19 protein-coding genes and 1 tRNA gene are annotated in these 19,910 nt (G+C 45.0%); 10 read left to right on the top strand and 10 right to left on the bottom strand.

Features of this window, described 5'->3' with window-relative positions; all coding sequences use genetic code 11:
• Positions 1-5: 5 nt before the first annotated feature.
• Genes U9J37_RS07580 through U9J37_RS07565 form a run of 4 tightly spaced genes read right to left on the bottom strand, consistent with a single transcriptional unit; the run spans position 6 to position 2,503 of the window.
• Positions 6-284 carry an Rdx family protein gene (locus tag U9J37_RS07580; RefSeq protein ID WP_005474717.1) on the bottom strand — a complete coding sequence of 93 codons (279 nt, stop codon included), beginning with the start codon at positions 282-284 and terminating at the stop codon, positions 6-8.
• Positions 285-296: 12 nt separating this feature from the next.
• Positions 297-1,052, bottom strand: a complete 756-nt coding sequence (locus U9J37_RS07575) for a sulfite exporter TauE/SafE family protein (RefSeq protein ID WP_005474765.1) — start codon at positions 1,050-1,052, stop codon at positions 297-299.
• 42 nt (positions 1,053-1,094) lie between these two features.
• Positions 1,095-1,628 (bottom strand): regulatory protein ToxS, encoded by a 534-nt coding sequence (locus U9J37_RS07570; protein ID WP_005474725.1) that lies wholly within the window; start codon positions 1,626-1,628, stop codon positions 1,095-1,097.
• A gap of 11 nt (positions 1,629-1,639) precedes the next feature.
• A complete protein-coding gene (locus tag U9J37_RS07565; protein ID WP_005474711.1) occupies positions 1,640-2,503 on the bottom strand; it encodes a winged helix-turn-helix domain-containing protein in 864 nt (287 codons plus the stop codon).
• Positions 2,504-2,765: 262 nt separating this feature from the next.
• Here U9J37_RS07565 and htpG point away from each other — a divergent pair, with 262 nt between their 5' ends.
• The 4 genes from htpG to U9J37_RS07545 all read left to right on the top strand — a co-directional run bounded on the left by htpG (position 2,766) and on the right by U9J37_RS07545 (position 7,872).
• The gene (gene htpG / locus U9J37_RS07560; protein ID WP_005474734.1) at positions 2,766-4,670 is read left to right on the top strand and encodes a molecular chaperone HtpG; all 1,905 of its coding nucleotides are present in this window, start codon (positions 2,766-2,768) and stop codon (positions 4,668-4,670) included.
• Between the two features lie 307 nt (positions 4,671-4,977).
• On the top strand, positions 4,978-5,622 hold the full coding sequence (adk, locus tag U9J37_RS07555) for an adenylate kinase (RefSeq protein WP_005474729.1): 645 nt from the start codon (positions 4,978-4,980) through the stop codon (positions 5,620-5,622).
• Between the two features lie 131 nt (positions 5,623-5,753).
• Positions 5,754-6,710, top strand: a complete 957-nt coding sequence (hemH, locus tag U9J37_RS07550; protein WP_005474778.1) for a ferrochelatase — start codon at positions 5,754-5,756, stop codon at positions 6,708-6,710.
• Between the two features lie 466 nt (positions 6,711-7,176).
• Positions 7,177-7,872 carry an oligogalacturonate-specific porin KdgM family protein gene (locus U9J37_RS07545; RefSeq protein ID WP_005474776.1) on the top strand — a complete coding sequence of 232 codons (696 nt, stop codon included), beginning with the start codon at positions 7,177-7,179 and terminating at the stop codon, positions 7,870-7,872.
• Positions 7,873-7,928: 56 nt separating this feature from the next.
• Here the strand turns inward: U9J37_RS07545 and U9J37_RS07540 are convergent, their stop codons facing one another.
• Together U9J37_RS07540 and U9J37_RS07535 are read right to left on the bottom strand one after the other, a co-directional pair.
• Positions 7,929-8,369 (bottom strand): DUF411 domain-containing protein, encoded by a 441-nt coding sequence (locus U9J37_RS07540; RefSeq protein ID WP_043887248.1) that lies wholly within the window; start codon positions 8,367-8,369, stop codon positions 7,929-7,931.
• An 8-nt stretch (positions 8,370-8,377) separates the two neighbouring features.
• Positions 8,378-11,083, bottom strand: a complete 2,706-nt coding sequence (locus U9J37_RS07535) for a heavy metal translocating P-type ATPase (protein ID WP_005474736.1) — start codon at positions 11,081-11,083, stop codon at positions 8,378-8,380.
• A 483-nt stretch (positions 11,084-11,566) separates the two neighbouring features.
• On the opposite strand from U9J37_RS07535, the gene U9J37_RS07530 reads away from it, so the two are divergent.
• The 4 genes from U9J37_RS07530 to U9J37_RS07515 all read left to right on the top strand — a co-directional run bounded on the left by U9J37_RS07530 (position 11,567) and on the right by U9J37_RS07515 (position 16,233).
• On the top strand, positions 11,567-12,643 hold the full coding sequence (locus U9J37_RS07530; RefSeq protein ID WP_005474810.1) for a porin: 1,077 nt from the start codon (positions 11,567-11,569) through the stop codon (positions 12,641-12,643).
• A 66-nt stretch (positions 12,644-12,709) separates the two neighbouring features.
• Positions 12,710-13,351 carry a DUF2057 family protein gene (locus U9J37_RS07525; RefSeq protein ID WP_005474716.1) on the top strand — a complete coding sequence of 214 codons (642 nt, stop codon included), beginning with the start codon at positions 12,710-12,712 and terminating at the stop codon, positions 13,349-13,351.
• Between the two features lie 99 nt (positions 13,352-13,450).
• Positions 13,451-14,878 (top strand): glutamate--tRNA ligase, encoded by a 1,428-nt coding sequence (gltX, locus tag U9J37_RS07520; protein ID WP_005474749.1) that lies wholly within the window; start codon positions 13,451-13,453, stop codon positions 14,876-14,878.
• A 383-nt stretch (positions 14,879-15,261) separates the two neighbouring features.
• Positions 15,262-16,233, top strand: a complete 972-nt coding sequence (locus tag U9J37_RS07515) for an OmpA family protein (RefSeq protein WP_005474775.1) — start codon at positions 15,262-15,264, stop codon at positions 16,231-16,233.
• A 52-nt stretch (positions 16,234-16,285) separates the two neighbouring features.
• Here the strand turns inward: U9J37_RS07515 and U9J37_RS07510 are convergent, their stop codons facing one another.
• From U9J37_RS07510 to U9J37_RS07500, 3 genes are all read right to left on the bottom strand, one after another.
• Positions 16,286-16,792 carry a Fe3+-citrate ABC transporter substrate-binding protein gene (locus U9J37_RS07510; RefSeq protein ID WP_038139392.1) on the bottom strand — a complete coding sequence of 169 codons (507 nt, stop codon included), beginning with the start codon at positions 16,790-16,792 and terminating at the stop codon, positions 16,286-16,288.
• Positions 16,793-16,901: 109 nt separating this feature from the next.
• A tRNA-Arg gene (locus tag U9J37_RS07505) sits at positions 16,902-16,978 on the bottom strand.
• A 51-nt stretch (positions 16,979-17,029) separates the two neighbouring features.
• On the bottom strand, positions 17,030-18,124 hold the full coding sequence (locus U9J37_RS07500) for a flagellar assembly protein FlgT (RefSeq protein WP_005474712.1): 1,095 nt from the start codon (positions 18,122-18,124) through the stop codon (positions 17,030-17,032).
• Between the two features lie 202 nt (positions 18,125-18,326).
• Between U9J37_RS07500 and U9J37_RS07495 the strand changes: the two genes are divergently transcribed.
• Positions 18,327-18,962, top strand: a complete 636-nt coding sequence (locus U9J37_RS07495) for a FlgO family outer membrane protein (RefSeq protein ID WP_038139387.1) — start codon at positions 18,327-18,329, stop codon at positions 18,960-18,962.
• A gap of 8 nt (positions 18,963-18,970) precedes the next feature.
• Complete coding sequence (gene flgP, locus U9J37_RS07490) at positions 18,971-19,402, top strand: flagellar assembly lipoprotein FlgP (RefSeq protein ID WP_005474707.1); 432 nt, start codon at positions 18,971-18,973, stop codon at positions 19,400-19,402.
• Positions 19,403-19,478: 76 nt separating this feature from the next.
• Here flgP and U9J37_RS07485 read toward each other — a convergent pair whose 3' ends face one another.
• Positions 19,479-19,904, bottom strand: a complete 426-nt coding sequence (locus tag U9J37_RS07485) for a flagella synthesis protein FlgN (RefSeq protein WP_005474767.1) — start codon at positions 19,902-19,904, stop codon at positions 19,479-19,481.
• Positions 19,905-19,910 lie beyond the last annotated feature (6 nt).

Here is a 19,910-nt window from a genome sequence, read left to right as displayed (position 1 = left end):
CTGCCTTATTTACTGTCTGAGTGACCTAAATCTCGCTCGGGATCGATAAGGTCTCGAACTCGCTGCTTTAACACTTTGGCTTCTGGAAAGCCGCCATCTCGTTTCCTCTCCCAAATCAACTGGCCATTGCAGTGGATCTCGAACCGACCGCCAGTATCGGGATGGAGAGAGACGGATTCGATCTCTTCACTGAATGTATGCAGCAACTCCTGTGATAGCCATGTCGATCTCAACATCCAGTTACACTGGCGGCAATAAAATATGTCGATAATGGCTTTGTCCATCTCTCTCTCCATCTAAAGTAGTAATTTGATGCCTATGGCAAACGTCAACAGCTCGAAGCAAACTTTAATAAACTGATTGGTATAGCGAGTTGTTAAATAGGCTCCCAAGCTACCGCCGGCAAAAGAGCCGAGCAGCAGTACAGGTAGCCAAGGCCAATATATTGGTGCACCAGCCTGAACAATGGCCAGTCCGCCAATTCCATTCCAAAACAAACCGACACATATTAAGGTTAACGCAACGGCTTGTTTGTAGCTGTAGCCAAACCAGCGCACCAGAAATATGGTTACCAATAAGCCTGACCCAGCGGTTAATGAGCCATTGATTATGCCAATGATCATTAATCCTAATCCACCTATAAACCAACCTGTCCGGGTTCGATGAATCGGCGTTTCTTGCTGGCCAAGCTGCTTCTTGAACCGTGAATAAATACCAATCGCCAATATCATCACCCCGAGGAGCGTCTCGGCGATGTTTGTGGGAATCAAAAGGACGATGTTTGCTCCGATAACGGCCCCAATGCTGCCAACAGCAACAACATACAGGGCGACACGGTAGTCAAAAGTACGGTTTCTTATGTGGGTAAAAGCCGCGCCGATACCCAATGCTACGCTAGCCACTTTATGTGTTGCTAAAGCTACGGAGAATGGGAGCCCCAAAAATATCAGGAGAGGAAATTGCAGTAAACCCGCGCCTCCACCAGAGAGTGAGGCAAGTGTATTGGCGAGAAAAGAGCCCCAAAAAAGGCCAAAGGTGTTTATCCAGTCCATTAGGTTTACACAAAAAGGGGCGTCCTGCCCCTTGGTTGGTTATTAGTTTGAGAAAAGAACCGTGGAGCCGTGGCTCAAGCTAGTCAATAGTAATGTTTTATTATTGACGATGTCGATGCGTCTGCTTTGCTGGGCGTCCATTTTGAAAAGCTGAGTAATAAGCTCTAGCTGCTGCGGCGTGAACTCTTTGCTTTGAGCGGCAGAGATGTCTTTAAACTCTATTGGATTCACCAACAAATAGTTGTCACTGATATCCCACTCTCCGGTTTCAGAAATATTGATCACGACGTCGTTTTCTTCTATGTCGCTATCGTCTGCAAACAGGCGAACGGTTGAAACGCGGATGTAAGTTTGGTTAGGAAGGTACTTCACATTAGATGTCACATCCGCTTTTCGCAGAGGTCCAACAGACTCTTCTTGCTGTTCTTGAAGCGGGGTTGCAATCACGGTCACCATTTTTGACTGCCACTCTTTAGAAGTCAGAACTTGTTCAACTTTGAGGTCGCTTCCCCAGTAAAGCCAACTGCTAAAAAGAGCGGAAACAACCAGTAGGCCTGCGGCTAATTTTTGATTCATCGTCATATATCCTATTGGCAAACTTTACCGAGATCTTTTTGCTCAGCGAAAATACGCAGTGTGATGTTTTCACCTGAATGTTCAAGTGAGTGAATGTAATTCAACACCAACTGGTTGTTTTGACCGCCAGTTGCAATCACTTCAATCGGTGCAAGTGCTTCTGTATGAGTCTCGTTGTATCTTTTGACACATTGCTCAATCGACGGATACCAACTGGTTAGGTCAGGATGGTTAATCGGCGTCTTTATCGTGGTGTTGTCAAACACGGCAATTTGGCGGAATTTGGACTCTGCTGGATTGGTCAGTAATACCACGCTGAGCGGCAAAAACAGCGCCAATAGGATGATAATACGACTGATGAGTTTGTTTTTCGGTGTCACAGTAGGTGCAGTTGCCGCAGGAGGCGTGACACTGTTTTCTTCCGCAACGGTTAGACTCTCTTGAAGTGTTGACTCTTCAACCGCTTCTAAATCAACGTCTGTTGACTCTGGGGGGAGAGTCTCGGCTTGGTTTTCGCCACTCATCAACGGAGTGGTTCGCTCGACACTTGTGATCAATTGGTAGCCGCGTTTTGGCACGGTTTTCACATACTGGGGAGATTTAGTCGAGTCTTTTAGCAGTTTACGCAGTGTGGATATCGCCTGAGTTAGGCTCGAATCATCCACTTCAAAACCTTGTCTGCGCCATACAAAGTCATGCAGGTCGTTGCGAGAGATCACTTCATTGGGTTTCTCGCACAGTAGAAGCAGAATTCTACTTTCGTTACTGCCTAAGCGAATGAGCTCGTCTTCACACTCTCTATCGATAAGAGAATTAGTATTTGGATCGAACGTGAATCGGTTCGCTAAATTGAACTTAGTACCTATATTGCTCATCAATTTCGGCCATTATTATTGAAGTTTCAGGTAAGTAATTTCACCGTTGGGGCGGTGTACAAGTCGATAGTATGACTGATTTTTAGTTTTTTTGATTTTTTCGGGGTACAAGGATAGTCAAGTTTGAAGTAAAAAAACACTGTTTTTATCTGTTTTGACCTTGAATTTACATTTGTCACCCTCATGTTAACTTGCAGATTAACTTTGTCAAAACCTCTCCAAGACCGAGAGGGTTGATTGGTATAGGTGTAATGGAGCGAACATGAGCGAAACAGCAACACAAAACAAAGAAACTCGTGGTTTTCAATCTGAAGTCAAACAGTTACTTCACCTGATGATTCATTCTCTTTACTCAAACAAAGAGATTTTCCTACGTGAGTTGATTTCTAACGCATCGGATGCATCCGACAAGCTGCGTTTTCAAGCCTTATCTAACCCTGAGCTTTACCAAGGTGATGCAGACCTAGGCGTAAAGCTGTCTTTTGATGAAGATGCCAACACGCTAACCATCTCCGACAACGGCATAGGCATGAGCCGTGAAGACGTCATTGAACATTTGGGCACAATTGCTAAATCTGGTACGGCGGAGTTCTTCTCAAAGCTATCTGAAGACCAATCGAAAGACTCGCAACTTATCGGTCAATTCGGTGTTGGTTTTTACTCTGCGTTCATCGTTGCGGATGCGGTAACTGTCCGCACACGCGCTGCAGGTCTTGAGGCTGAGCAAGGTGTTCAGTGGCACTCGGCGGGTGAAGGTGAATACACCATCGAAGATATTTCCAAAGCGTCTCGTGGTACTGACATCATCCTGCACATGCGCGAAGAGGGCAAAGAGTTCCTGAATGAGTGGCGCCTACGTGAAGTGATCAGCAAATACTCAGATCACATTGGTATCCCGGTTTCCATCCAAACAGCAGAGCGCGATGACGAAGGCAAAGAAACGGGTGAGAAAAAGTGGGAGCAAATCAACAAGGCTCAAGCGCTTTGGACTCGCAATAAGTCAGACATTACTGACGAAGAATACCAAGAGTTCTATAAGCATGTTTCTCATGATTTTGCCGATCCGCTAGTGTGGAGCCACAACCGCGTAGAAGGTAAAAACGACTACACCAGCCTACTGTACATCCCATCGAAAGCACCGTGGGATATGATGAACCGCGATCATAAATCGGGTCTTAAATTGTACGTTCAGCGTGTGTTTATTTTGGACGACGCTGAGCAGTTTATGCCGTCATACTTGCGTTTTGTTCGTGGTTTGATTGATTCAAACGATCTACCGCTGAACGTTTCGCGTGAGATTCTACAAGACAACAAAGTCACACAGTCCTTACGTAACGCGTGTACTAAGCGCGTACTGACGATGCTAGAGCGTATGGCGAAGAATGATGAAGAGAAGTATCAATCATTCTGGAAAGAGTTCGGGCTTGTACTAAAAGAAGGCCCAGCAGAAGACATGGCTAACAAAGAAAAAGTGGCTGGTCTACTGCGTTTCGCTTCTACAGAGGTAGACTCTGCAGAGCAAACCGTGAGCCTTGCGTCTTATGTTGAGCGCATGAAAGAAGGTCAAGACAAGATCTACTACCTCACAGCAGACAGTTACGCGGCGGCGAAGAATAGTCCTCACTTGGAGCAATTCAAAGCCAAAGGCATCGAAGTAGTTCTAATGTTTGATCGCATCGATGAGTGGTTGATGAATTACCTGACTGAGTTTGACGGCAAGCAGTTCCAGTCGATCACGAAAGCGGGTCTTGATCTCAGCAAGTTCGAAGACGAAGCGGAAAAAGAAAAGCAGAAAGAGACGGAAGAAGAGTTTAAATCCGTTGTTGAACGCACGAAAGCGTACTTGGGCGATCGTGTGAAAGAAGTTCGTACGACGTTCAAGCTTGCGTCAACACCTGCTGTGGTTGTCACCGATGACTTTGAAATGGGAACGCAAATGGCGAAGCTTCTTGAAGCTGCAGGTCAAGCTGCCCCAGAAGTGAAGTACATTTTCGAGATTAACCCAGAGCATGCGCTGGTTAAGCAAATGGCGGACGAAGCGGATGAAGAGGCCTTCGGTCGTTGGGTGGAAGTGCTGCTTGGTCAAGCTATGCTCGCTGAGCGTGGCTCGATGGCCGATCCATCTCAGTTCTTAGGTGCAATCAACTCGCTTTTGACTAAGGGCTAACACGCTAAAATCAATGAAAAGCTCGCAACTTGCGGGCTTTTTGATTTATTTGCGCTTATCGTGAATAAAACGCTTATAAATCGCCATTAAGTGTGAGTGTTTAAGCATTCTTTAGTCTAAATTCACGCTTCGACAAAGTATTGTATGATAGAATGCAATCTTGAAACGAAGCGAACGGGCGTGTAATGTGCACGCCTGTTTTATTGTTAAACGTTTGAACCGTTATACCGAAACTTACCTTGAAGCGTGACAAAGTCAGTCATAGTGAGCTTCGGTATAAATCATCATTTTCTTAAGAGGATTCAACATGCGCATCATTCTTCTAGGTGCTCCAGGTGCAGGTAAAGGCACACAAGCTAATTTCATCATGGAAAAATACGGTATTCCGCAAATCTCTACTGGTGACATGCTGCGTGCTGCTATCAAAGCAGGTACAGAACTTGGCAAACAAGCTAAAGCTGTAATCGATGCTGGTCAGCTAGTTTCTGATGAAATTATCCTTGGTCTAATCAAAGAGCGTATTGCTCAAGATGACTGTGAAAAAGGTTTCTTGCTAGATGGCTTCCCACGCACAATCCCTCAGGCTGATGGTCTAAAAGAGATGGGCGTTGATGTAGACTACGTGATTGAATTCGATGTCGCTGATGACGTGATTGTTGAGCGTATGGCGGGTCGTCGTGCTCACTTGGCTTCAGGCCGTACTTACCACATTGTTTACAACCCACCTAAAGTGGAAGGTAAAGATGACGTGACTGGCGAAGATCTTGTTGTTCGTGATGACGACAAAGAAGAAACTGTTCGCGCTCGTCTAGGTGTATACCACGAGCAAACTGCTCCACTTATCAACTACTACGGTAAAGAAGCAGAAGCAGGCAACACCAAGTACTTGAAATTTGACGGCACTAAGCAAGTTGCAGAAGTTAGTGCAGATATCGAGAAAGCACTAGCATAAATTGCTATCCGCGATTTTTGAAAATTTGTTATAGTGAAGGCGGCCCAATAGGGTCGCTTTTTTTTGCTTATTAGGTTGATCTTTAACGATCTTCTTTCCGTAAAGAACCATTTAAGTGTAGATAGGAAGTTATGCAGAACAATAAAAAACAAGGTGTGCTGTTGGTCAATTTAGGCACGCCAGATGAACCTACAGCTCCTGCAGTGAAACGCTTTTTAAGTCAGTTTTTGCATGACCATCGTGTGGTTGATATGACTCGTTGGTTGTGGTGTCCGATTCTGCACGGAGTGATATTGCCAATACGCTCACCAAAAGTTGCGAAACTGTACCAAACGGTTTGGATGGACGAGGGTTCTCCTTTGATGGTTTATTCCCAACGTCAGGCTAGTAAGCTAGAAAAGCAACTCGATATACCTGTTGAGCTTGGGATGACTTACGGAAGTCCAAGTTTGCAGACTGGCGTAGAAGCTTTGCTTGCGCGCGGCGTAGAGGAAATCACGGTATTGCCACTCTACCCGCAATATTCTGGAACAACCACGGCTGCGGTTTCCGATGGTTTAACCAAAGCGTTCAAGGCCATTCCGGTTATGCCTCAATACCGTTTTGTTCGTGACTATCACGACCATCCTTTATACATCAAGGCACTGGCGGAGAGCGTAAAGCGTTCGTGGGAGAAAAATGGCCAAGGGGATTACTTGCTGTGCTCTTATCATGGTATTCCGAAGCGCTATGCTGACAACGGTGATATTTACCCTCAGCACTGTGAGCGCACGACGGAGCTACTCGGGAAAGAGCTAGGTCTAAGCAGTGAACAAATTGGTATGACCTACCAGTCACGTTTTGGACGAGAAGAGTGGTTGCAGCCTTATACAGATAAAACACTGGAGAAGCTTCCTGCCAAAGGCGTTAAGAAGCTCGATATCATGGCGCCAGCATTTTCTTCGGACTGCTTAGAAACGCTAGAAGAGATTTCGGAACAATGTTTGGAGATTTTTACCGAACATGGTGGCGAGCGCTTTACTTATATTCCATGTCTGAATGATGATGACCGACATATTGAGATGATGTCAGATTTAGTCTCTCGCTAATTCTATTGTTATCAACGAGAAGCTGCCTAAAAGGCAGCTTTTTTTGTTATTGAGCCGTCTAGATACGTTGAAATGTTTGTCCAAGTCCAAATTAACGCGCCAAATCAGCTATTGATAGACGTGATTATTCAGTGATCGAGATCGAATTATTATTATTGAAAATTAAGTGAAAGCTAAATTCGGTGTGCCGCAGATAACGAATTTTGATCACTAACCACCTAAATGCGTGACTCGAATCACTATAGGTTTATTTAGGAGTTTTTAAGTGAGTGAATTATAGGTGTTAAATTAGTTTTTTATTTTTGACAGTGAAGCAGATCGCACAAAGTTTTGATTTATTTTTTATCGTAAATTTAATCCGCCAAGATACCCATCAAGCCAGGGAGGCAACTCTTCTTTGCGGTCCGAGGTGATGAATTACCCAAATAAGAACCGCGGCTAACTTTAATGATTAAGGCAGATTTTCATGAAAAAACTATTTACTTTAAGTGCGCTTTCTCTTGCTTTCGCTTCTACTGCATTCGCGGGTTCTTCATATGTAACAGGTAACGTACAGTTTCATTCCGATGATCTTCATGGCTCAGATGTGACATCTACATTAGAAGCAGGTCATACGTTTGATAACTCGATTGGTGGTTTTACGGTTTACACCGAATTCGATGGCATTCAGTTAGGGGACTTATCAACTGAGCGTGAAAATGTGGGCACAGCCGACAACCCAATTTACACCAATGGTAGCTCTTCGAGCGCTTATGTCACCATTGGTGGTGAGCAGTCGTACAATATTACCGATAACTTGTGGGTAGCAGCAGGTTACCAGCATCTCTTGTCTGAAGGTGAGAGTGTTCAATACCGCCCGCTAGTTAAAATTGGCTACAACTTTGACAACGGTCTATCGATTAGCAACCGTACCCGTGCTCATATCGATGCAACGAATGCGGATAACGATACTGATTTCCGCATGGACAACCGCATTGCTTACACGGTGAATGAAGAGCTGGCGCTTAGCTACAATAACGTTTACATGATTGACGCGTCCGTTATGGACCACGAGCTTCGCGCAACATGGACGCGTAAAGGTGTCCAACCGTATTTTGAGTACCGCAATCAAGCAGACAATGACAACAATGCTTTTGTTTTCGGTGCTTCATACGGCTTCTAAAGAACTTTAATACTGTCCTTTAACAAAAAGCCCAGCAGTCACGCTGGGCTTTGCTGTTAGTTCCCTTTGTAGTGGCGATACTCAAAGACTTGGCCTTTCTCATTGAATGCGTAGACAGAGTACTCGTCTTTCTTATCTCCGTACTCCATACCCGGTGATCCCATTGGCATTCCGGGTACCGCCAAGCCTTTTGCATTTTTCGGCGGGTTGTCGAGGAAAGCTTTGATATCGTCTGCTGGAATATGGCCTTCAAACACAAAGCCATTAATTTCGGCTGTATGGCAAGACGCCAGTTCCGGTTTTACCCCTAAATTCTGTTTAATAGGGTTCATGTTTTCATGCAGTTTTTCTTCGACATTAAACCCAGCTTCTTGCATATGTTTTGTCCACTCAGTACAGCAACCGCAGTACGGAGACTTATGGTTGAGCACATCGGCCGCGAGAACGTGGCCAGACATTAGAGCAAGAGTGGTAAGAGCAATTAGTTTTCTTTTCATAGTAACCTCTACAAGCGAGAAGACGCTTTAAATAATCTTAGACGATTTGCATTGCTGACAACGGTAATCGAAGACATTGCCATGGCAGCTCCAGCGACAACGGGGCTAAGTAAAAAGCCAAACGCTGGGTAAAGCACACCTGCAGCGACAGGGATGCCAAGGGAGTTATAAACAAAGGCGCCAAACAAGTTTTGTTTCATGTTTTTCACCGTGGCTTTTGATAATTCAATCGCATTGACCACAGCAAATGGTGAAGAGTTGAGCAGAGTCATCTGTGCGCTTTCAATGGCGACGTCACTTCCGCTTCCCATTGCGATACCGATATCGGCCAACGCCAAGGCTGGTGCATCGTTGACACCGTCGCCGATCATAGCAACACGCTTACCTTGTGCTTGTAAATCAGCGATATGCTGCGCTTTCTCATCAGGTAATACTTGCGAGATCACTTGCTCAATCCCTAACTGATTGGCTATCGCAGTTGCAACGTGGTGATTGTCGCCTGTCAGCATCACAGGCGTTATCTGGATGCTTTTCAATGCTTGGATTGCAGCTGCCGCGTCCTCTTTGATTGGATCTGAAATTGCGATCAATCCAAGGACCTGCTCATCTAAGGAAACAATGATTGGTGTCCAGGCTTTCGAGTTGCACTCGACAATGGATGTCTCACATTGAGTTAAATCCCAACCCTGTTGCTGTGCCACCGGTAAAGATACCGCCGACAACTTCTGACCTTTTAGTTGAGCCATAACGCCTTTACCGCGCAGGTTGTGAAAGTTATCGACTTCCTCAAATTGAAGGTTTCTACTCGTTGCTTCGTGGACGATCGCTTTCGCTAGAGGGTGCTCGGAGTGTCTTTCCAGTGAGCCTGCGAGTGAGAGTAACCACTCACTGTCATTGTTAGTAGCAAAGACATGTTGAACCGTCGGCTTTCCTTGCGTCAATGTCCCTGTTTTATCGAATACCACAGTATTGATTTGGCTTGCGGACTGAAGGACATCAGCATCTTTGATTAAAATTCCTAACTCGGCCGCTTTGCCCACACCGACGGTCACCGACAGTGGTGTTGCCAATCCTAGGGCGCATGGGCATGCGATGATCAATACGGTTGTTGCGACGACAAGCATATAGCTGGCTTTCGGATCAGGACCGACAAAATACCAAATGGCCGCTGATACCAAAGCGATGGCAACGACGACAGGTACAAAGATTGAAGAGATTTGGTCTGCCAGCTTAGCGATGGCAGGTTTACTGCTTTGTGCTTCTCTCACCATTGAAATGATTCGAGATAGCATGGTGCTACTGCCGACACTGTTTGCTTCTATAAGTAGTGTTCCATCTTGGTTAATGGTTCCCGCAGAGACGAACTGCCCTTTGTCTTTATGGCAAGGAATCGGTTCTCCTGTCAGCATCGATTCATCAACGTATGACTCGCCAGACACAACTGTGCCATCGACAGGTACTTTCTCGCCGGGCTTAATGCGCAACATCATTCCTGCGGTAATATTTTTGATCGAAATGACAGCATCTCCGTTTTCGGTGACGACTGTCGCTTCATTAGATTGAAGGTTAATCAGCGCTTGCAATGACTGCGTGGTTTTCGCTTTTGCTTTCGCTTCAATATAGTGGCCTAGAGAGATGAGACCAACGATCATCGCACTGGCTTCAAAATAGACATGGCGTGATGATGCTGGGAACCAACTTGGGACGAGCACGACCAACATAGAAAATAGCCAAGCTGCTCCAGTACCCAATGCAACCAGAGTGTCCATCGTTGCGCGCTTGTGGGTCAGAGCTTGCCAAGCGTTAGTAAAAAAGCTACGTCCTGCCGTTGCCAGCAACCATAGGCAAACAACCCCGACGATTGCCCAAGCGAATTGATCCTGACTATTGCGGATCATCATATTGCCACCGAACACTCCCCATAGCATCAGTGGGGCGCCGATCAGCATGCCATGCCAGGCATTCTTTTTGTGGTGGGTTTTTAACGCTTCTTGCTGTTCTATCTGCTTTTGCTGCTGTACATCTAGATCTTCAATGATTTCGGCTTGATAGCCGGCGAGTGTCACTGAGGTGATCAACTGCGCGTTCAGTTCCTCACTGCGACGAGTTGCCATTACCAAAGCACTTTGCTCTGCGAGGTTTATCTGCGCTTTGGTCACACCGTCTACGGCCAGCAATGCTTTTTCGACCGATGCGACACAACTAGCGCAGGTCATCCCATTGATAAGCAGGTGGGTTGTGAATGTGTTCTGTGCTTCCGGTGAGGTCTCTTCAGAATAGGTAGAAGAAGAGGAATCGATCGCGACGTGTTGTTCTTCCTCTATAGTCTCTTCCCATTGCTGTGCCTGATAGCCTAACTGTTTAACCAACTCAATGACATCTGATTGAGTCAAGGCGGTGTGAAGGGTCAGCTCCGTTTTGTTTGCAGAGAATGTAGCCACGAGCGGGTGTTCACAGAGCGCGGCCTCAAGCTTGGCAACACACTTACCGCAGTTGAGGCCACTTAAAGAAAGGTGGTGGTGATAGCCAGAACGATAGGATAGGGCTTCAATCGATTGATTCACCTCATCAAACGAGCTGTCACTTTCAAACTCGACTCGATGAGGGGAGAGATCGGTGATCACTGCTTTATGTTGTTCAACCAAAGCCTTCTCTACTTTTCTGGCGCAGCCCATACAGTTGAGCCCATGCAGCGGAATATCAAATCGAAGCATAATTTTATTCTCTAAACCATCAACGTTTACTGAGAATAAACCTTACCGCAAGGGGAAGGTCAAGTATTCAGTTCCTCCATTAAAAACGTCAATTTTGCTTCAAGCTGTGAAAGAGTTGACTTATTTTTATGCGAGCAATTTCAAAGATTTATTCTGTGTTTTCTAAAGTTCCGTAAAACAACAAAAAAGTTGCGTGATCGCCATAACGAATTCGTCTGACTGCGTGCTTATTTAATCGCTAGTAATCTAAATTGACGTTTTTGTCGAAAAAATAAATCCTCCTAACTATCTGTATATAAAGGTTTTTTGTTTATTGTTCTTTTTTGATTTTGAACTAGAGCAGACTATTTTTGCTTTGATTTCTTAACGCGAAAAAAGTTTGCCAACATTCTCCCCGTCCATAAATAGTCCCCTGCAAAATCAGTGAGTTAGCGATTTTACAAGGGAAAGGAAATTAAAATTCTTAAATAGGGGTTAAATCTTATGTCTCATTTCAAAAAGACTCTACTAGGCGCAGTGATTGCAGCAACTACCATGGCCGCTGGTACTGCGCATGCATATATGATTGGTGATCCAAACGATGCAAACGTAGAAGTGTACGGTGTAGTGTCTATTTCAGCTGTGGATTACAACGCGAAAAAGTTTGACGCTACCGGTAAAGAAGTTGATGGCGACGGAATGGTACTAGAGAACGAATCTCGAGTAGGTTTCCGCGCAGCAAAAACCATGAATGATAGTTTAGAAGCATTCGTGCAAATTGAATCGGGCTGGGTATTGGATGACGGTGCTAAGCTTGGTAACCGTGATACGTTCGTGGGTTTCCGTGGTGATGATTGGGGTTCAGTGCGCTTTGGTCGCATGTTAACGCCAATGTATGAGCTAGTCGATTGGCCGTACTCAGCGTCGAACATGGGGACAACATTTGACCGTGGTTGGAGAGCTGGCGAGCGTTTTAACTTTGACCGTAAGAGCCAAATGGGACGTTACGATTCACCAATGTTTGGTGACATGGTGAAGTTTAGCTTAGCGGGTGGTAACGGTAGCTCAAACTCTGCTGACTCAATGTTTGTTGGTGGCTCTGTTTCTGTTACGCCTATCGACCGACTCACAGTTCATGCGGCATTCGAAGCGGCAAATGAAACTGAGTTTGATACTGATCTAATTGGTGATACAAGCGCATTCTTCGGTGGCTTCCAATTCAATCTAATGGATAACTGGAACGTTGCTGGTGCATACAAAACGGCTGGTTTTGAAGCTGACAAGAAAGGTGGCGCTTATGAAGAACGTGAAATCGACGCATTCTCTTTGCAAACCAACTACTTTATGGGTGATTTCAACTTCCGTTTAGGTTACGCAAACCAAACTGGCGACACAGATAGCAAGTCTGATAAAGAACTTGATTTTACAACAGTAACGGGTGAAGTTGGCTACTCAATGAATTCTGTTTACACCTTCGTTCGTATCGCACAGCATAGCGGCACATACCGCAGCGACACTGAACTAGCGGGTAAAGAGTACGATGATCTTATGATCCGTGTGGGTACTGAGTGGACATTCTAATCATTTGATTAAGACTTGGCGGGCAATGTTGTCCGCCTTTTTCCGTTTGTGCTAGAGAGATAAATAATGATGAAGAAGAGTTTAGCTGTTGTATTGATGGCTTTTGTAACCAGTTTGGCCAACGCTCAAGTTACGATTCAAACGGATAATCGCGTTGAGATTTTGGCGGTTAATCAGAACATCAACCAGATACCAAATCGTGGAAAAGGTGATTTGAAAATTGCCAACGGAGAGAACCAACTACTACTAAGAGTTACTGCGCTCGTCGATGGCAATGGGGGGAAAAGCAAGTTTAATTCATTGCCAATGGTAGTGAAGTTTACTGCCAATGACGAAACGTTGAAGTTTGAAACGCCCTTTGCGATTCGTGATGAGCGAGCGGTTCGTAACTTTGAAAAACAACCCAGTGTAAAAGTGACTCGTAACGGTCAACAGGTGGATGTCACAACGGACATCATTTTTGATCAGACTTTCGCGCTGATAAAAGACTATGACGAAATGCTCGCTGGTTACAATCAAGCTGGTGGCAAAGCGGCGATTCAAGAGAATACGGTTCGAAATCAAGTGGTGTTGGATAAACCGCTAAACTCAGACACGAGTTCGACCAAGTTAGCATCCACCAGCGCGCTTCAAAGTGATTTCTTGTCTATGTCGCCACAACAGCGCCAAGAGTTTATCGCTTGGGCGGTAAAACATATCAACGATTGATTGTAGATTTGCATATCGGTGCTAAAATAACGCGCAATTTTGGCACTGCCCTCGATAAGTTAGGGCGTGCGGTCATCTAGACAATCAAGGTATTTATACATGACGGTTAAAACTCGTTTTGCTCCTAGCCCAACAGGCTACCTTCACGTTGGTGGTGCGCGTACTGCACTTTACTCATGGCTATACGCTAAAGCTCAAGGCGGTGAATTCGTTCTACGTATCGAAGACACTGACTTAGAACGTAACTCTCAGGAAGCGGTTGATGCGATCCTTGAAGGTATGCAGTGGATGGGACTTGAGTGGGATGAAGGTCCTTACTTCCAATCAAAGCGTTTTGACCGTTACAACGAAATGATTGACAAGCTGCTCGCTGAAGACAAAGCATACAAGTGTTATGCGTCTAAAGAGCTGCTTGAAGAAATCCGCGCAGAGCAAGAAGCGGCGAAAGAAATGCCACGTTACGATGCTAATCACCCTAAAGTCGTGGCGGCAAATGCAGCGGCGAAAGAAGGCGACGCATTTGTGGTTCGTTTCCGTAACCCGAAAGAAGGCAGCGTAGTATTTGATGACCAAATTCGCGGTCGTATTGAAATATCTAACAGCCAGCTGGACGATTTAATCATTCGTCGTACCGACGGTGCGCCAACTTACAACTTTGTTGTTGTTGCCGATGACTGGGATATGGGCATCACGCATGTTGTTCGCGGTGAAGACCACATCAACAACACGCCTCGTCAAATCAACATCTATGAAGCTCTGGGTGCTCCGGTTCCAACTTTCGCTCACTGTGCAATGATCTTGGGTGATGATGGTGCCAAGCTATCTAAGCGCCATGGCGCTGTTTCAGTGATGCAATACCGCGATGAAGGTTACCTACCAAATGCTCTTAATAACTACTTAGTGCGTCTAGGTTGGTCTCATGGCGACCAAGAAATCTTCTCTCGCGAAGAAATGATCAATCTGTTTACGCTCAATGCTATTTCTAAATCTGCATCGGCGTTTAACACCGACAAGTTGCTTTGGTTGAACAACCACTACATCAAGACCTCAGAACCAGAATATGTTGCAGAGCATTTGCAGTGGCATTTAGATAATCAGAACCTAAATATTGAAAACGGTCCTGCAATTACAGAAGTGATCAAACTGGTTGGTGAGCGTTGTAACACTCTTGTTGAGTTGGCTGAGCAAATTCGTTACTTCTACGAAGATTTTTCTGAGTTTGAAGCCGGTGCGGCGAAGAAGCACCTACGCGGCGTTGCTAAAGAGCCTCTAGAGCTTGCTCTTGCTAAAGCGGAAGCGTTAGCAGAGTGGACAACGGCAAACATTAAAGAAGGGGTTATTGCCGCTGTTTGTGAAGAGCTAGAAATCGGCATGGGTAAAATTGGTATGCCATTGCGCGTTGCAGTAACGGGTGGTGGTCAGTCTCCATCTGTTGATGCAGTTATGGAGCAGATTGGTAAAGAGCGTTGTGTTGCTCGTATCAAGATGGCGCTTGAATTCATCGCTGAGCGTGAAGCAAACGCATAACAACACCGATAAGGTTGAGCCGCAGTGTAAATACTGCGGCTTTTTTTTGCGCGCAGTTCTATTTACGGTGTAAGGAGGTTTCTGCCACCAGCGTATTCGCATGATTATTATGTTGAGCAACGAGAAGGGCTACTTGGTTGAGATCAGATTTAGTACATCATTGAAAATACAACAGTTAATAACCTCCCAACTTGCTCTAGTTTTGTGTTTCAAAAGTGAGAATGTGTACAGGATTGTCGATAAACGTTAATTATGTTGTCATTCGATTTGTACTAATAATGAGATAAGGTATATCTTATTAACTGTTCATACCGTAACAGTTTGTTATTGAGTGTGAGATAAATTACGTAATGTATATTTTGCGTATCAATAAGGAAATAATAATGAAAAAGTTAGCAGCGGTAATATCAACAACTCTTCTTGTAGCTTCGGCGTCGGCGAATGCTCAATTCTACCTAGGCGCAAAAGCGGGTGTGTCTTGGTTGAACAACTTATGTACTTCTTCTTCTAGCTCATGTGATGAAGATTCATGGGCACTAGGTTCATTCCTAGGCTATGAAGTGGATGAGTACGTTGCCATTGAAGGTGGACTGGAAACGCTTGGTGAAACAACGGGTGCAGGCTACAAAGACGCAGGTCTTACGGCTTACACGATTGCACCACGTCTTTCATTCCCAATGAACGAAGACATTGATCTGTTTGTAAAAGCAGGTGCGGCGTTTGTTAAGTACGGCAACAAAGATGATGAAAATCTATTTGGTGCTGTTGGTTTGAACTATAGCCTGTTTGAAAACATCGACATTCAAGCAGAGTACCAACACATCAACGACATCGATATCGATGTATCTTCTTTCCACGCGAACTCATTCACTCTTGGTTTCCGTACTAAGTTTGGTGGTAGCTCAGAGCCAACACCAGAGCCAGTACAAGAGGTGATGGTTGTTGAAGAAACAGTGGTAGAAGAAGTGGTTGTCGCAGCGCCTGTGATGAAATCATTCAATACTCAACTTGTAGGCTCAGGTAACTTTGAGTTGAACAGCTCTAAGCTAAAACCAGAAAGCACTCAGAAATTGAACGAGCTTGTTGCGTTCATGAACCAATACCCACAATCGACAGTAGAGGTGGTTGGTTACACTGACTCAACAGGTGCAGCAGCATACAACCAGAAGCTTTCTGAGAAGCGCGCTCAAGCAGTCGCTAACGAGCTAGAAGCGCAAGGCATTGATGCTTCACGTATCACGGTTAGTGGTCAAGGTGAAAACAATCCTGTGGCTTCAAATGAGACCAAAGAAGGCCGTATGATGAACCGCCGTGTAGAAATGACAGTTCCAGGTTTCGAGTACGAAGAGAAATAAGCAATAAACTCTTCTTCATAATGAAAAAGCCTTGGTATCCACCAAGGCTTTTTTACTTCAAGTCAATGCTATTTAAGCGTCCCATATATTCCAGTATTTCAAGATTCTCTTTGTTCGCTTCAAGTAAGGCTTTTTTGGTTTTAGTGTATGCCGCCAAACGTCCATGCTTTTTGATGGAGCAAACAACACTCTGATAGATCAATTTGCCGTTTTCATCATAGTTTCGCCAAGCCGCGATATAGCATTCGTCTTTGGCATCTGGATGTGCCTTCGTTGGGCGCGGCTTAAAAATAATTTTGGGCTCTAATGAGTGGGGAAGACGCGTCATCAAATAAGGGTCTTTGAGGATTCTTCGCCAAAACTTGCCCCACATCTCGGCACCAAGTTCATTGCGAAGCTTGATTGCTTTTTTAAGTCCCTTTTTTTCACCAATTCGAATGTAGCCCACAGAGCGATGGAGCACTTTATCATCGGGGGTATGAATGTGAATCTTAAACGCGGTTTTGGCTTTTGAAATAAAGCGGTGACCCGTATTGGTGATTAGATTGCTCTTTTTCATCTGCTATTATCGATAACTTTGTTAATAGTCATTCTAGATGAAAGGAGAGAGTTGTTGAAGTTCAGATATGAAAAAGGGCAGAAAGAAAAATAGCTTTCTGCCCTAAATATGGCGCTCCCGACAGGATTCGAACCTGTGACCTATCCCTTAGGAGGGGATCGCGCTATCCAGCTGTGCCACGGGAGCATGCACTAATTCTAATAAAAATTGCGCTCGTTTTACAAATAAGGTTTTGATTTACAGTAATTTATGCATCACATCGCCAATTTGTATGCTGGTGGCCATTTCAGGTTGGTCAACAATAAGCTCAGCTTCATTTTCGTAGACTCGTGATACGGTCAGCGTAATATCCGTTTCTGTAACCTTGTTGCGCGGCAAACCACGTTGATCAATAAAGGAACCCGTATGCCAAAGTTGCAGCTTATCGCCCATTTCTACGCCGTGTATGCGCCCTAAATCCATAGTAATGGTATTCCCCCATTTCGCGACCACTTCTGGCAGAGTGATTTTGCATGAAACTTCCGACTCGAGATCCAGCATGATATTACGGCTGATTCTTAGCATCATATCGCCGTAGGTTGATGCCCAAAAGCGCGCGCTCTTGGTATCGACCTGACTGGTTTTTGGAAACGGCCAACGGGCGACTTCACGATAGTTGCGGTTATAGACCTCATTGCCGGTCTTGCCGTCAAAGATGGTCATTTCTAAAGCAAACTGGCGATTAATGACATCATCTTTCAATAGGTTTTGTTCAATTGTTGCTGTCAGATCTGAAATCTTTCCGCCAATAATGTATTGAGCCCCAGTATCCTCGGCAATCATTTTCAAGCGCTCTGGGTGACGTTTATCAATCTCATAGTCAGTGGTACCAACGGACACGAAGCTTTCAGATTCTTGGTCTAACTGTCTGTTAATAACATTGGCGAAGTCGTCACCGATGTTATAGACCTGTCCCATTACGGCTTGTTGAGGAGAAAGAAGATCAATATTGCCGACCAGGAAGGTTTTTTTGTATTGATCGACGTGGCAACCTGTTGCCGAAGGATAAATATCGATTCTTGCTTTTACTACCATGACGCCGCGTCGAATCTTCTGCTCATCGACCAAGATATAACGGACTTCACTGTTACTAAACTGATACTCCTTGCGATCGCTTTCCAGCATAGGACGCAGGTTTGAAATGCTGCCAATGTCTGCCCCAGAATATTTGAACGCTTTATACAGAGCATCTTCTAAAGCGTGTACACGGGCGACTTCCTCCGAAGATACCACCGTTGCCGTCCCCGTTACTTCGTACCAGCCAGCAGAGGCAATATGAGTGAAAGTACTCATAAATAGGCTAACTATAGCTAGGAGAAATGTTCTTTTCATATCTGTGTACCAAGTTGGTTCATTTTTTGCTTGTTAATATTTAGCTAATTTTGGTGACGCTTTTCTTAATCGTTGCACAGTTGAGGAAAGCAAAGAGCGTTCCACTTTTAGAAGAGAGCTAAAAGATCACTCGCTCGAGCCATAATGTATCGGAGATTAGAGAATGAAAAGATGGTTAATGTTAGTGCCGGTGGTGTTTTTGACCGCATGTGCCTATGCGCCAATATACAACGGTAAAGAACCTTATCCAGGTTCCCAGTTTATGTTGATGGAGAGTCCGCGTCATACTCTTGACTTTTTTATTGAAAGTATGACGGAAGACTTAATGATTTCGAATACCAGTGTGTCTGCCCGCACGCCTATTGCGGTCACCTCATTTGTTGACTTGCAAAATATGGACGCGACGAACTGGCTAGGAAACTCGGTATCCGAAGGTTTTATCCATCAGTTTCAGAGACGTGGATTCAAAGTCGTTGATTTTAAAACGACAGGGTCGATTCAAGTGACTCATCAAGGTGATTTTGCCTTTAGTCGTGATTGGAAAGATTTGGCTCAAGAGCAAGACATTCAGTATGTTTTGACAGGCACTATGCTCCGCCAAGAAGGTGGTGTTCTCGTGAATGCTCGAGTTGTGGGAATGCAGTCACGAGTGGTTGTGGCAACAGCGCAAGGGTTCTTACCTGCTGATCGCATTGGTCGCGATTTGGATACGCTTAATAGCATCCGTACGCAAGATGGGGTGCTTATCCGCTCCGATCCAACCATTACTCAACCATACACCGTAATTCTACGTCCATAGGAGCTAATATGAAGAAGGTATTTCTACTCGCGATTGTGATGATGATGGTTGGTTGCCAGCCGTTGGGCACCATGCGAGCTGAAGATTGGCTTACGGCGGTCGGTTATGCCAGCATTAGTGAGCAAAAAGGGCGCAACGAAGAAGAGAAGCAAGTACGTGCTATGCGGGCATCCAAAATTGATGCTTACCGAGAGTTGGCTGAGCAAGTCTATGGAATGCGCGTTAGCGGGCGTGCTGATCTTAAAGATCAACGATTAGGTACTGAACTTACTTCGGGAGCGGTTGATGGCGTTATCCGTGGTGCAGAGGTTGTGCGAAGCTATAAAGTTGGAGACAGCTATGTAACAGAGCTTCGTTTGGATATCCAAAAAATGAATAAACTGCGCGATTACGGCGAAGTCCAACAAGTTCCAGAAAAAAGGCAGCAAACCTTGTTCTAAAACTCTCTACCTCTCCGATCAAAAAAGCGGCAATTTTTGCCGCTTTTACTTTTAATGTTTGGAAGCTGTGTGGAAATCAGGCTTTAATATTGGTACCCAGCGTCGATACATTTCTCGTTTGACCTTCCGCTGTGTACGTCATCCCAAGTTTTCCCTGCGATTGCTGCATCAAATTATTGAGTTTGTTGAAGCTAAGCTGCGCTCGTTGTAGCGCTTCACCATTAATGGCATTGGCTTGCTGACACTCAGTGATTGTCTGACGGATTTTTTCTACCAGAGGGCTCAACTCTGGATTGGTCGACAGGCTTTCAACGTCTGGGTGCTTTGCGATTCGCTCATCAGTCGAGCGTAGTTGCTCGATCAACGTTATTTTCTGCTTGGCAATCCGTTCAATATCTTTAGAGATTCTATTGGTAATGGCGACTTTCTCCTTCCCAAGAAGTTGAGAAAGCTCTTCCGCGTTTTTGAGTTGAAATTCAACTAATCCTTGCAGTGCTGCCATAAAAGA

The sequence above is a fragment of the Vibrio sp. 16 genome, assembly GCF_963681195.1.
GTDB lineage: Bacteria > Pseudomonadota > Gammaproteobacteria > Enterobacterales > Vibrionaceae > Vibrio > Vibrio sinaloensis_D.
This window is presented reverse-complemented; position numbering and strand designations above follow the sequence as displayed.